Annotated in this window: 9 protein-coding genes; 6 read left to right on the top strand and 3 right to left on the bottom strand. The window is 38.3% G+C overall.

All coding sequences use genetic code 11. The features are described 5' to 3' along the window. Positions 1–55 precede the first annotated feature (55 nt). A complete protein-coding gene (locus AC27KL_RS24315; protein ID WP_487171395.1) occupies positions 56–538 on the bottom strand; it encodes a hypothetical protein in 483 nt (160 codons plus the stop codon). A 173-nt stretch (positions 539–711) separates the two neighbouring features. On the opposite strand from AC27KL_RS24315, the gene AC27KL_RS24310 reads away from it, so the two are divergent. After that, positions 712–1,737, top strand: coding sequence for a BsuBI/PstI family type II restriction endonuclease (locus AC27KL_RS24310; protein WP_487171394.1), 1,026 nt, complete (start codon positions 712–714; stop codon positions 1,735–1,737). 34 nt (positions 1,738–1,771) lie between these two features. On the opposite strand, the gene AC27KL_RS24305 is transcribed toward AC27KL_RS24310, so the two are convergent. Then, complete coding sequence (locus AC27KL_RS24305) at positions 1,772–3,292, bottom strand: Eco57I restriction-modification methylase domain-containing protein (protein WP_487171393.1); 1,521 nt, start codon at positions 3,290–3,292, stop codon at positions 1,772–1,774. 260 nt (positions 3,293–3,552) lie between these two features. Between AC27KL_RS24305 and AC27KL_RS24300 the strand changes: the two genes are divergently transcribed. The 5 genes from AC27KL_RS24300 to AC27KL_RS24280 all read left to right on the top strand — a co-directional run bounded on the left by AC27KL_RS24300 (position 3,553) and on the right by AC27KL_RS24280 (position 11,715). After that, positions 3,553–4,650, top strand: coding sequence for a DUF3800 domain-containing protein (locus AC27KL_RS24300; RefSeq protein ID WP_487171392.1), 1,098 nt, complete (start codon positions 3,553–3,555; stop codon positions 4,648–4,650). 250 nt (positions 4,651–4,900) lie between these two features. After that, on the top strand, positions 4,901–5,413 hold the full coding sequence (locus AC27KL_RS24295; protein ID WP_487171391.1) for a hypothetical protein: 513 nt from the start codon (positions 4,901–4,903) through the stop codon (positions 5,411–5,413). A 196-nt stretch (positions 5,414–5,609) separates the two neighbouring features. Then, a complete protein-coding gene (locus AC27KL_RS24290) occupies positions 5,610–6,413 on the top strand; it encodes a hypothetical protein (protein WP_487171390.1) in 804 nt (267 codons plus the stop codon). Between the two features lie 112 nt (positions 6,414–6,525). After that, positions 6,526–9,183 (top strand): HsdM family class I SAM-dependent methyltransferase, encoded by a 2,658-nt coding sequence (locus AC27KL_RS24285; protein WP_487171389.1) that lies wholly within the window; start codon positions 6,526–6,528, stop codon positions 9,181–9,183. 36 nt (positions 9,184–9,219) lie between these two features. Next, positions 9,220–11,715 carry an Eco57I restriction-modification methylase domain-containing protein gene (locus AC27KL_RS24280; protein WP_487171388.1) on the top strand — a complete coding sequence of 832 codons (2,496 nt, stop codon included), beginning with the start codon at positions 9,220–9,222 and terminating at the stop codon, positions 11,713–11,715. A gap of 665 nt (positions 11,716–12,380) precedes the next feature. Here the strand turns inward: AC27KL_RS24280 and AC27KL_RS24275 are convergent. Beyond that, positions 12,381–13,790, bottom strand: coding sequence for a phospholipase D-like domain-containing protein (locus AC27KL_RS24275; protein ID WP_487171387.1), 1,410 nt, complete (start codon positions 13,788–13,790; stop codon positions 12,381–12,383). Between the last annotated feature and the right edge of the window lie 697 nt (positions 13,791–14,487).

Here is a 14,487-nt window from a genome sequence, read left to right as displayed (position 1 = left end):
TTCGTTTTGATAGCTGACTTGTCGGAATCGACGTAATTGACGAAATTCTGTTTGGTCAGAAGGGTAGGCCAAGGTCGTCTTCTTTCTGATCGTCCTTACACTGTGGCTCGGCGAAGTCCTTGTCATGGCCGTTCAGGGAAATCCACTGTTCAGGTGTCAGGAACGGGTCCCTAAGCTGAATGTAGAAAGGTTCTGCGAGATCTCGTACCCATCGGAGTGCGTCGGGGATCGTCCCGCCATGAAAAATGGGAGGTCCCTCTGCCCAGAGGTCCTCCCACACGAAATCTGCTATCTGGTTTTCTTGGTCTAGCCTAACGTAGACGTCTGTTCCGTCTACGTAGTCGTTTGGGCCTGTTTCATCGGTTGTTCGTAGCACGAGGCGTACGATATGAGTAGGTTTATCTCCATTTGGTGTGGGAGTTTCATCGTACAGCGAGAGAGCTGCCGCCATAATCCAGCAGTTATCTCTTTGCGCGAGGTCATTGTATTGAAATTCCTTCTTTAAAAGTTGAAGGAGTAAGTGAATGTAATTGTCCAAGAAAATCATCCTTTCTATACCATGGTCTCTCATAGGGAATTGCCTGGAGTGTTAAAATCAACGTTGCAGACGATTGAATAATGTAGTAAGATTCTCCATAACACAAGGGAGGGATTCTTATTACTAACTGGTACGAAAGCTCATTACCTGATGTTGAATTTATTAAAGAGAGATTGCAGGCAATTATTCCCGAAAATGTTGAGAACGCTAATCATGCTAGGAATATAACTGCCGCTCGAACAGTATTTGTCATGCTCTACGCTTACGCAATAGATGGAGAGGATGGAAGAATTCGCCCATCAATGGTAACCGTTATGACTGACGAACAATGTTTGCAGCAATCTCGAGAGGCGAGGGAATCATGGCGCCTACTTGTGCTGGGACCTAAAAAGCCTAATTTCCCAGGAAGATGGTATAGTGAAAATACCCGTGAACCTATTCGAGATGATACCATAGCGGCTTTAAGGCAAATCGGTGCGGTTGACGAGGTACCAGGTGTTCCAGTTACCTCATCTAAGCCTCGATATTATCTAGCGAGGGATTTTGCAAATTTGTTAAATCCCTTTTTAGATGAGGCAGAGCTAGAAGAGTTAATATTGATATGGAGAACTGCTCACTTAGCGAAAGGCGCACTTATATTGCAGAGCTTAAAGGAACAGGAGCTACGAAGTGAGATATATGTGGAGTTTGGACATATCAAGCATCCAATGGCACCTGGAAAAAGCTCGGTGCTTACGAAAGCAGCTGTCGAGGTATTTGCTCAGAATTTCTTAGAAAAACCCGAAGTTCTTTTAATCAGTGAGTCGGCTGATAAAGTTCACAGGGAGTTCGGGAAAGGTTTAGATAGGATAGGTTTAAAAATTGATCCTAAGAAAACCCTGCCGGATCTTATACTCGCAGAAACGGGATCAAAGGGGTTTCGACTCGTGTTTATTGAAATTGTACATACAGACGGACCCATATCTAATACGCGAAAAAGAAATTTGCTGGAGCTTGCCAAGGGGAGTCGACTAACAGAAGAGGAGTGTACATTCGTAACCGTATTTGCATCACGCTCTGATCCCGCCTATCGCAAAGTACAGAGCAGCATTGCTTGGGGGTCCTTTGTTTGGTTTGCTGATGAACCTGAAAGGATTCTACACCTAGTAGATAAGAAAAAGAAGAAACAAACTTTAAATGATTTGTTGGATATTGAATAAAGGAAATGGGCTACTGCCCATTTCCTAAACACCGTTATATACCTAAGACGCGAGAAACAATTCCATCAATTTCCTGCTGGTTAGGGAGGAATTCATCAAAGGCCTCTCCCATTTGGAGAATCATTTCATAAGAAGGATAAGGCAAGCTTTTTAGATCCCCTACATTAACCTGTGTATGTCCATTAAATTGTCTAAAGAAAGAATCCACTAGGGTTGAACTTAGATAAATAGCAAGCCCTTTAGCAAGATTTAACGACAACCCGGAACCGTTCTGGTGATAAAAGTTAATGTGATTCTCAAACCCTACATATTCGAATCTCATTTGCTTCTCAGCATATACAGCGGGGACAATCCGGCGCTTGTCCTCTTTTGGTGAAAACCTCCGAATGAGTACGTAGTTTCCTCTTGGAACTAACATTTTAGCAGTTTGATCGTTTTTCATAATTGCATTTGGCTTGTCAGCCGGAATGATAGGCCATCTCAAGTATCCCTCATGAAAATGAGAGGGGTAAATCAGCGGGACAGCATCCTCCGTGATTTGATCTCTTAGATTTTCTTTTGTACGGAAGTCGACAACCCTCCCCGTAGAAACACTTATGCCTAAGTCGGCAAGGGAACCCGTAATTTTCTCCATTAGTGTCTTGACTTTCAAGTCGTCCTCATCACGCAAGATCCGGATAAACCTTTCCGTGTCTTCTGGATGGATCAACTGATCATAACTTAATTTATGCGTTGACACTTCTGTATCTAAATTGTCTGATGAAGTTATGATCACATCCCCATGTTGATTACTTTTAATGGCATGGTAGATGAGATTTTCTTGAAGGACTTCATCATCTTTAAAAGCATCGGTTCTTGAATTAAAGAGATGGATCTTTCTAAAAACCATATCGCCGAGAAAGTCTAACCTAAATGGTTTGAAATAAGTCCCATTGCAGAAGCTACGGGGAGTAATAGCAATTAACTCACCCTCCCTGACCAGAAGCCTCTTAGCAATTGCGACAAAAGCGGTATATAAATTTGTCGTCTCAATTCCAGCTTCTCTCAAAGTACTCCTTGTGTTTGATTTACTGCTTATTTTCTTGTATGGCGGATTCATGATTACTTTGTTAAAGCGTCCATGGTTTTTTAATAAGGAAGCACCATACTCTATAAAGTCACCTTGGACTATTGAATACTTAAAATCTATATCATTAAGAGAGCAAATTTTCTTACAGAATTCCATAGTATTCCGTAGATATTCGATTAAGTTTTCATCAATTTCCACCGCAGTTACCTCAATGCTTAAAGGCTTTATTTCATTTTTACAAAGATGAGTAACTGCTGCATTTGTAAGAATACCAATTCCAGCTCCAGGATCGAGGAGCTTAACGTGAGGGACTTCTAGTTCGAACATATTACTCATAAATGTAGCTAATCTGGGCTCTGTGAAGAATTGGCCGAGGCTCGCTTTGGTTTGTTTTTGTGTAGCTTTACTCACTTGCTGACGGAGAAAGTCAATTTGGGTAAGCATTAATTCAGAATATAGTTCATTTTGTTTGTTAAGAGTAAGCATTAAAGCACCTCCAATCCGACAAAAATAAAGTCGGCTTTACTATAGAACAGAACGTATGTGCGATAGATGATCTAGCAGTTATATTGTATAATAGAACGCTTGTTTTCGTCCAACCAAACTATACGGTAGGTTTGCTGATATACATAGGAAAATATACCCACTTGTTGTAAAATGAATACATAAGAACAACAGACAACGGGAGACGGCTTGCCTGATCGGAGCACGGTTTCTAGATATGAAAACTTGGAGGGGATTTTATAGTGAAAAACTTAACGGCATTTGTGGATGAATCTGGAAATTCGGGAGTCAAAATTTTTAGTGGAACAGAAAAATTTCATTGGGTTGGAGTTATGCTTTCCCCTCATGATGTTGAGCTAGTTAAAGATGAGCTTCACGAGTTGTTGAAAACAGTCGGTTTTCAGGAACTTCATGCTGGTAAGCTAGGAGTTGGCAATATTAACTCAATTGCTAAGGGCTTAATAAAGTTATATAAAGATATAGATGCAAAGTTTATTTTCTCTAGAGTCGAAAGAGAACATGTCGCAACGATGAAGTTTGTTGACTTGATATTTGACAATGCTAATAATGAGTCTGCTCCTGGAGAGCTATACAATGTGAAGATTAATCGTTTTTTAATAACATATGCTATGGCAAAAACAATGACAACAGAACATCGAAAAAGATTTTGGAATGTGTTGGGGCTGCTAGATAAGGGAGTGAATGAATTTCAAGAGTTGATGAAGGAAATAAAGCAACATTGCATAGCCAACCCCGACTACATTCCAGACACAGAATTGTTCAGTGCAATATTTGACTATGCTATTGCTCATCCAACACAGATTCTGGAACTTGATATATTAGGGGAAGAAAGAGGACGTATTCACAGAGAGGGTCCAAGAGATGACTCAGATGATGTCTTTACGAATACTGCGAAATATCGTTCGGCTAATCTAGCTACGTTTAACATTACAATTGGAGCGATGAATCATTACTTAGCAAGAGAAAACTCAAGGATTTGTAAATTGGTTCATGATGAACAAAATGAATTTTACAAGCAATTAAAGGTCGCTTACGATAATAATACTAAAATAATTGATTCATCGGAACTTTATTCTGGTCCAATAATAGATGTAGCAGATTATTTTAACGGAGATATAGAGTTTGTTAATTCAGCTAATAACGTCGGGGTTCAGCTTGTAGACTTAGCTATTTGGTTAGGCAGACGAGTATATGACTTGAAACAGGATTTGAAAGGGGATTGTCTAGAACTTTACAAATTTATTGCTGAACGTAGCGTACTCGATGGATTCTCATTAGAGCAACTTGAATATACGCTTGCTGAAGCATACAGTAAATAAGTTGAATAAGTAAGAAGACAACAGAGATAGGCCCTGTAGATTTTGAAAGGGCCTATTTTAATTTTCGCCCTATAGATGATACGGTGAACCGTATCATATGTAGTGGTAAAGCGGAGACGGGAAGTTTCTATTGGTGTATATATATTTAAGGGCATAGTGGAAGATTACTGATGTTCTGATAGAATTTATCAAACATTTTCACATCGCTCAAGAATAGAGTAAGTCTAATATTTTGGATGGAGTGGTTTCAATGTTTGATAAGAAGGTCGAGATTGTGAAAGGGATAATCAATAAGTTGGCACGGGAAACCGCCTCTAACAAGCTGCAGTGGAGTTATTATCAAGAGAAGAACTTTAGTTTGATCTTTGGAAATAGCGAATCTGAAGATGAATCTACTCAGTTTGTGTTTAATAAAAAGTCACTGAGAAAGAGCTATAAAAAAATTTATAAAATTGATTCCATAAAAGAAGAAGCAAGTATTTTTACAAATATTTCCAATAGCAATGGTGAAGAGATTAGGGTATCAATTATTAATTGTAGGTTAGCTAGTGAGGATGATCCCAACGGTCAAGAGAAGTCGAGGAGGAAGAAAATTTATCTGCTAATCTGCGACTTTGAAGAAAGTGACAACTATGAAAATATAGCTGAGTCAGAGTCCCTGCCAGAAGTAAAAGACCTCTACGAAATGGCTTCATTTGTTGCATCAAGAGAAATTAGGTTAGTTTATAACTATTTTTTTAGCGAAGACAGCAAGGCGGATTAACAATATCAATACACCTATTTAAAAGAGAAAGGGATTATTATATGGGGTATTAAGTACCTTCTATTTACCAATGTTAGGTGGTAGTATAGAATTATTATTAAGTTAGCGTAAGCACCGCAACGTAAAAGCCAATGGAGAAGCACTCCTTGGCTTTTCTTATCTTATTTTGTATAACGGTTTGAGGAGAGATACACCAGTGAAAAACCGCTTTTGGGAATTCTATCTTGTCCGCTATTTGGCTGGGACTATCTTTGGTGTTGTGATTTTGTTTTATTTGTTTCACAACTATAACGAAGAAATCAGCAGATCGTTTTATGGTGATTCCACTTCGATGGATATCACGCAAAGCTTGAATAAATTTTTATTCTACACACAGTTCGACTTCGAAGGAGTTACCTTGGATAAGGTAAAGCTTGATAACAATGAACTTCTCCTTCAAAGTTCAACGACTAACGGGCAAGACAACGGTAGCAAGGTCTCAGTGTTAAAAAATGAAGTTACCATTTTATCAATGGTTATTGTTGTTGTGGCGGGTTTTTTATTTATGTACATATCAAGTATGTTGATCCTCTTCCTCCATACAGTTAGATATCGTATATATGGTTTGGTAAGAGGTGGTAGAAGATCTCCATTATTTTATTTTTATTTAGTTTTATCAGGTACAAGAGCAAGAGGGAAACATTATGAATTAATCGGGACTGCAGAAACTGCTGAACAAGCACAAGTACAACTGCAGGAGGAACAGAGTAGGGCTTGGGTTAATGAATATGTTGAATCATATCGACATCTAAGGGAACATGGCAATGCGTTTGGTATTTTAATATCAGAGATCGCATTCGCAGGGTACTTGATTATTACCGATTTTGATGTGCGATGGCTTATGGGGTGGCTTGCACTCGGATTTTTCTCTTGGTGGGTAGCATCTTATCTAGAGGTTAAGCTAGAAAGAAACCATACACATATTTTCAACAAAAATGGTGAAGATAATAAGGTAAGATAGTAGAGCAAAGGCCGCAAAGCAGACGCTGCGGCCTTTTGTATTTTTAGAACACATGTTCCGTCACCTCAAATGTGATATAATAATTAGGTCATGAATTAAGGAGGGGAATCCTTTGTATAATATTGCGGTACGTAGAGAACTAAAAAGGATTTGCCGAGAAGTAAAGTACGATAATAATCTCATAGATACTCTGACATATAGTGAATATAATATGACCATTCTCTCCATTATGGCAGTTTGCTTGCTTAAGCGCATTATGGGGAAAGAGACTTATGAAATCGGCAATTATTATGATTTTAATAATCAATATGCAGAGGAAATTCAGGTACTTACTTCTCAGTTTCCATCCATAAAAGAAAAGTTAGACTCTCTAGAGAGGGTTCCATTTTTATATGTGAAGAAATTATGTGAATATACCCGTTTGCTTGATGGGCCCTACGATAATATCCTCGCGTGGTCATACCAGTATTTAAAATATGATAAAGAAAAAGAAGTATATGGATCATCTCTAAAAGAGGGTAAGAAAATTGGAGGAGACTCGATAGCTCCTGCTACACAATTCTTTACCGAAGACTATATGGTAAGTTACTTGGTAAATCAAGCGCTTAGGGGAGTTTTTGAGAATAAAAAAGAACTCCGTGATATCCGAATAATAGACCCTGCATGCGGTGGAGGAAATTTCCTTATTTATGCCTTAGATGTTTTATATCAAAGGTTCTCTCCATATACCGATTCTAAGGTATTGTTACTAAAAATTATTCTTGAGAATGTCCTTTGTGGGTATGATATTGACTCTGATTTATCGGAAATTGCAGCAATTTCCTTGTATTTAAAGGCAATTTCTTATACTGCACCAGAGTTTATTGAGGTCACACCCTCAATTTATACTACTAGCTTGTACGGGGATGAAGTTGGTTCCTTAAGAAGGAATTCTGCACAAAACAGGATTGTCAAAAACACTAGCGATGGTTCAATGTATTCAATTGGGGAAATCCTCAAGGATCACTATTTTGATGTAATCATTACAAACCCTCCTTTTATGGGTAAGCGAAACATGGGGAAGGATTTATTAAACTTTCTGAAGGAAGCTTATCCCTTATCAAAAGGTGACCTCTGTATTGCATTTATTCTAAGGTGCATTGAGCTAACTAATGCAACTGGGGCTATTGGTATCGTAAATCAAACTAGTTGGATGTATTTAAGTAGCTACACGCAAATAAGGAAACAGCTACTTGAAGAAGGGCAAGTTCTAGAAGTAGTTGATTTAGGTTCAAACTCTTTTTATGATATCAACGGTGAAAAAACGACGGTGGCATTAACCGTATTATCGAATAAGAAGCGGGATTCCGTTATTAAATTTATGAACCTTAAAATGCTTTCTCTTGAGGAAAAAGAAGAAGCACTACTTCATGGAAAAGTGAGTAATGATGTAATTTTTAATCTTCCAGCCTCACATTTCCTGCAAAATGAGGGTTATGTTTTTCAATACAGCGTATCTGCTTCACTAAGTGGCATACTAAAAAGTATGCAATCTTATAAGGAATTTGCCACGCCTATGCAAGGGACCTCAACGGGAGACAATAAATTATTTATTGATTATGCATGGAATCGTATAGATGACCCTGATTGGGTTCTTGTAAGTAAAGGCGGAGGGTATTCAAAATGGAGCGGATTAAACCACTTCAAAGTAAGGTGGGGAAGGGACGCAGAATATATAAAACTTCACCCTGGTTCTGCTGTTCGGAACTTGAAGTACATGAGTGAGACAGAATTAGTGTATAGCGACACTGGAACTTTGGGGTTAAGTGTCAGAGTACTAAAAGAAGGTCAAGTATTTATCGCCTCTGGTCCAGGAATTCGTATTCACTTGGGTAATAAATTTGCGCATCTTGCTTACTTGAATTCGAGAACAGCGAGTTATTTTCTTAAGCTGTTGTCGCCAAAATTCACAATTGCTGCAGGATATATTGGACAATTACCGGTTACAACCGAGTTAATTTTATCTAAACAGTTAGAGAAACTAGGCCAAGAATGCTTGAAGATAAAAGAAAGCTACTTGAGTAGGAAGTTAAGTAATCATGAATATGTGGAACCAAACTTCGAAGGAATAAAGTCACTCGAAGATTACGTCATGACGAGTATCAATAAAGATCTGCATGACGAGTTGCAGCGTTTGGGGAAGGAATATGCAATTGAATTGCATGTTCAGGAGTATTTGGGGTTATCGGAAATGGATATTCTACAGATTGAGGATACTGTTGGGGTGCCTTCGTATAAGATTAAAAGAAATAAGAAGTTACAATGGTCCCCGAGTGAAACAGACAAGAATATATCTAGACTTCTTAATGAATCTTGCCAGTACATTTCAAGGGGGAAGAAAAGGTATGGAGTAGAAGGCGTGCTAGAGGACCTCTCCCAAACATTACTCATCCACCCAGAGGAAGTTTATAATCACATTATTGAACAGATGCCGCATTTGCACGAGGTAAAACAAAAATATATCGATGACCTACTTCACAAAACTTTATTAATGGTCTTTAACTTGCATGGTCATAACTATGAGAATCATGGCGAGATAAGCGTAAATGAAGCAATTATAAGTATTGAGAGTAAAGTTCCCTTTTTAGGCAAGGGGGAGCTTGAATATTGGCTTATGAATCGCTTTGAGGATATTCATAATAAGGTGTTTTATGGTAGCCCAATAGTCAAATTGCTAAAGACATCGAATAATGCAGTGTTATGCCCTGTTAGCGAACTAACAACTGTCTAGATATTATACGTCTTTAGCTTGGAAGGGAAATACATCATGAGTCGTAAGATAATATTAGATATTGTACAGATGGTACAAGAAAGTATTAACGGGTCGATAGCAGAGAACCGTTTAGTAACTGATATTGATCCGGAACAAATTAACAGGATTAAGACGGAAAAAATAGCTCTATGTATAGGTATTCTTTTAATAAGTAAATATGAGAGTGTAGGTTTATTTGAAGCTGAAAGCAATCAGTTTGAGCAAGTTGTTAAGCAGTTTTTAACAAGGTGTCCTTGGAATGCAGACTTATTTGGTTATTTGAAGAATACATCCCCGCAAGAGAGAGAATATTTGGGGGGCTGGTATCAAAGATTGGGTACCGAGCAAGAGGAGATGAACGTTGGTTTAATCTATGAAGCACTGCTCTCCTTTGAATGGGTCCATGATTCAGAGGGATTTCGGTTTATCCAAGATAAATCAAGTAGAAATAGGTCAGGCTCGTACTACACACCTCAGGAGCTGGCAGATAGTTCTGTAAGACTGCTTCTTGATCAGATAATTGAAGGACAATTTAATATAAAAGAATTTTCTCAGAATAATCAAAAGTATCAAAAAATCCTTATACAGATTTCCAGCTTTTTATCGTCTTTGAAAGTAATTGACTTCTCATGCGGTACAGGACAGTTCTTGAAGTCTGTAGTACGTTATTATAATCATTATTTGGTTCTGGAAAGTAATCACGAAATTAAGGAGCAGATGATTAACCAGTTAATATCAAATATCTGGGGAGTAGATATTGATTTTATTGCACTTTGTATTGCAAAAAATGAAATCATTCTAGAGACAAACTTTTCTGGTAACATGGACGCTCTCAATAAACATTTTATACACGGAAACCCATTGCTTCCCCCGGTTAATTCAGCAATAGCTAGTGATGAAAAGAGAAGCATTGCAGCTAAAGGATATCTATACCACCCAGACCTAGGTCTTTCATGGGGAGAAGCGGAGGATGAAACGAGAAATGGGTTCGATCTTATTGTTGGAAACCCCCCTTGGGAGAAGATCCGGTTTGAGGATAAATCCTTTTTTCGAACGTGGGCAGGGAGTATAGCCAGTACTACTAAAAAAGATCAGCGTTCAGAAGCGATAGTGAATCTAAAGGATAGTAGGCCATTGCTTTATGGTTACTATATAAAATTTACAAATAGTTTGAACAAGTCTAAAGCGCTTATACAACAAAAATTCCACTATTCTGTAAGTGGTGAATTAAATACCTATTCTCTATTCACAGAACTCGCCGTATCCAACCTTTCACCTAAGGGTCGGATTTGCTATGTAGTTAAGAGCGCAATTGTAGTGAGTCCTGTGAATGAAAATATTTTTAATTATTTAGTAAAGAACAAGTTGATGATAAGCTGTTATGATTTCATCAATAGAAAGAACATATTTGCTATAGATAATCGGGAGAGATTCTGCGTACTTATACTTGGTTTGAATTCCAATGATTCTTTTAGTTATAAATCTGGGCTTACAATTCCAGAAGAATTATTTACAACCACCGATCTACGTATCAGAACTAATGATTTGGAACTATTAAATCCTTTAACTGGCATGCTCCCAAGTGTCACGGATAGCAATGAGTTGGCATTTTTGTTGGAAATGCACTCAAAACACCCTGTACTATCTGAGGTTTTTCCAGAATGCAAATTTGGGCGAATTGTGCATTATACAAATCATGCTGAGTTTATTGAAACCGAACAATCAGAAAGAAATTTACCAGTATATGAAGGTAAGTTTATTGAGTTGTATGACGGAAGGTATTCAACGTATGAGGGAATGCAACATGAGAAAAAGTATGGTAGTAAAGCAAGCTCAAAACTTATGAGTGAGGAAATGAAGGAAGACCCTAATTGTATTCCAATGTCTAGATATTTCATAAGAAAAGATAAGTGGAACGCACTTACAAAAAACTACCAAGAACAATATTCTTTGATGTGGAGAAGTCTAACCTCTGCTTCAAATAGGAGAACTTGTATTGCAACAATACTCCCGCATATGCCTGCATCGCAGTCAGTACAATTTTTGCAATTAAAGAATAGCAATCACCTAACGCTTTTATTGGCGCTGTTTAATTCAATAGTTTTCGACTACATGGTAAGACTAAAGTTGAATGGTATTGATTTAACTCAGAAGATTCTTAAACAGATTGCAATACCTAAACTTGAGGACTTCGATAAGATTATAAACTTCCAAGGGGTGGAAGACACAATATACAATCATATTGCTGGTAGAGTAGCTGTTTTATTAGGGAATGATACAAGATTAGCAGATTTCTCGCGACAGATTATGCCTGATAATTATCCAGTCAATACGGTAGCAAGTAATAAACGAAAAACAGTCATAGCTGAAATTGATATATTGATTGCTTACACATATAGAGTTAGCAAAGAACAGTGGCATGCTATTGTTACTAGTTTTCCAAGTTATTATAACACGGAAGAAATTGAACTATTCTTTAATAAATTGGGAGACCACTCTTTCTTTCAGTAAAGAGTGGTCTTTTTCTTTATTATTGCCCGTAATGTATAAGTGTTGCAGCACAGTTTTGAGCCTGTTCAATGTTTAATCTGATTCTCAAGCCTCCCTATGGCTTTTCTAATGGGGTTAGTCTCACCACCAACGCTAAGTTCGTCTTCGGGGACTGTGTGGAGTTGAGTTATTGCGGGATCAATGGTACCAATTATCCTGCCCCCATTTAGGTTAATTCCTAGACGAATTTCACGGTCCAAGTAGATATTTCTAAACTGACCAACAATTCTGCAACCAGCTATACTCGTAGAGTTTGGTCAAAAGTCACTAGTTCAAGCAGCTATGGAACTAGGGGCAGATATATTTTCATTAGTTGGTGCTGCCCACATCGCTGAACTGGCAACACTAGAACCAGAGGATTTTAGAGTTGGAACACAAACCCTACCACACATCGATGAGGCTAGAGGTGTGTATACGCCAGCTCTGTAAAGACTGGGTCTTGAATAAACCTTCGCAAACCAATATGAATTGATTATTCTCAAATTTCTCAAATTGAACATCCATCATTGGATTATGCCCTTGGTCTCTAATAGTGGCTATATGGGAAAATATCACGGTTTGTTGTTGGTACTTTTACGACATGCACTCTACGTGGTGGCATCTTAATAATAGCTCCTTTATATTAATTAAATTCTGCCGTAAAATCGTCCTCTTGGAGGGCTTTGATCGACAAAGCTACTTATTGCTTGGTAATGGGATAATCTGGAGTTCGGTTCAACCGTGAGCTCATAATGATCTGGCCCAATCTCATTTAGGACAAGAATTTTGTGCTTTAGCTGACCATTTCTCGTGTGATCGGTAAATCTTTGATTGGATGGCCCGATTCCTTTCATTTGAAGACGCCATGTACCATTAGTTTTGCCGGAAGAGTTAAGTGGAAACTTTACGGTGTTATCAATATAATCGGTACCATTATACCTAATAGTGATCGAATGATTATTTCTCATACTAGGGTTAAGAAGTTGTACTCCACCAGTCCCGCCGTTTCTTCCAACTTGTGAGAGATCCAGGATATTACCGGACCCCCCTGTAAGTGCTCCTGTTTGGAACCAGATAGTCCTCCTAGCTTGATTTAAACCCGAAGTGGCAGCAGCCGTTCCAGTCCCTGTACTTGGAGGTGATGCGTTCGTTCCGGTTGATATACCACCAGATGGCAATGTAGCCGCCCCGACCCCTGTATTTGTAGCTGGTGATGTAGTGGCTCCGGCTTCCGCAGCTGTTGAAGGCGATCCAGTAGTTGTTACTGTATATTCGGAGGTTGCTGCAGCGCCTTCTTGAGTACCCGAGGTACCCTCAGAATCCGATGCTTCCTCAGACTTTGGTTTCTGAGTGCTTCTGGCCGGTGCGGAGGGGATATCTCGTTTAGGAAAAAAGGGGATACTAACGGTAATACCACTATTACTTGCGCCTTGGTTAGTATCGTAATCAGCGAAACCTTCCCCAAGTATTACCTCTCCACCGTATTTCCTTGAAGATTCTGAAGGTATTTTATTTTGTGAGTACAGTTGGTCAATGAGGGTATGATCTAGCAATCTCAGGCTTTTATCTGTGCCATCTAAAAATTCAGCGAAATAAGATTCAATGTTGTCTAGCAAATCTCTTTCAGTTTGGCAGTCGGCATCAATAAGAAAAGATGCTTCGACGTTCTGGTAAAGTCCAGTAGTGGTCATGTTTGAAGACCCTGTGATAATTCGATACTCATTCTGTCCTTTAAATACATATACCTTGGGATGATAAATAACTGATGGGTTTGGTATATGATAAACATAAGTAGGAACTTTGATATCTAATAGTGCTTCTAGTGCTTCCTTAGAGGTTGCCTTATTATCCACACCAACAAATAAAATAGCAGTATTGCCCGCTTTGCTGAGGAACTGTAAAAGATTGTTTCTTAAACGATCCACACCACCCTCGCTCACAAAGGCGATATATCCAATAAAGTGGTTATACTTCTCAGCCATAAGACTCTCGTTAATGATATTTCCCATTTGAAGATCGTTAGTTCGAAGCCCTTGACCAATAAATTGAATTTGCAAAAGATTTCACCACCAAGAATTATAGGTAATATAGCGTAATACTTCCATACTACATCTGATGGTCGATACATGTCTATATGATGCTTTTGCGTTTTACCAATAGTACTTAGCATTAAATCAGACCTCTCATTATAAATTATTCATTCCTTACTTTAAAGTTCACTTAACAATTCTTTCAATATAACCTGGCGAGTTTGGACCTCACTTTATATGTCGTGTAACGCTGAATTCTAGCATTAAACTAAAAATATCAAAAAACTGAACAGGCAATAATAATTATCTGATCAGTTTTGTGTTACACATAATAGGAGCTTGCTGGTGGGGGCACAGGGAATCAGATCCAAGAATGGTCTTCTTAAAATCTTTATTTAAGCAGCTGAAGCTTGGGTTTTATGAAATATTGAATAATAGTAGGTGTGACAATAGCCACGCTTGTATGGGGGACCGCAGCGGACCAGAATCCAAGATGCTCCCTAAAGCCGTAAGTAGCATTTCTTACGCGGTTCAAGATCCGATTTTATGAAATATTGAATATTAAGCGTGGAAATCAGCACGCACAAATTTGACTTTGGTAGATACGAATATATAATGATTTCACCCTTTGATTAGGTGGAATATTATATTTTACGGATGTGATAAGCGTTCACTGATAAGATAACGAAAGAGAACCAGCGAGTGAATAAGGAGAGTCTTCTGA

It is taken from the genome of Paenibacillus sp. YAE3 (genome assembly GCF_057546105.1).
This window is presented reverse-complemented; position numbering and strand designations above follow the sequence as displayed.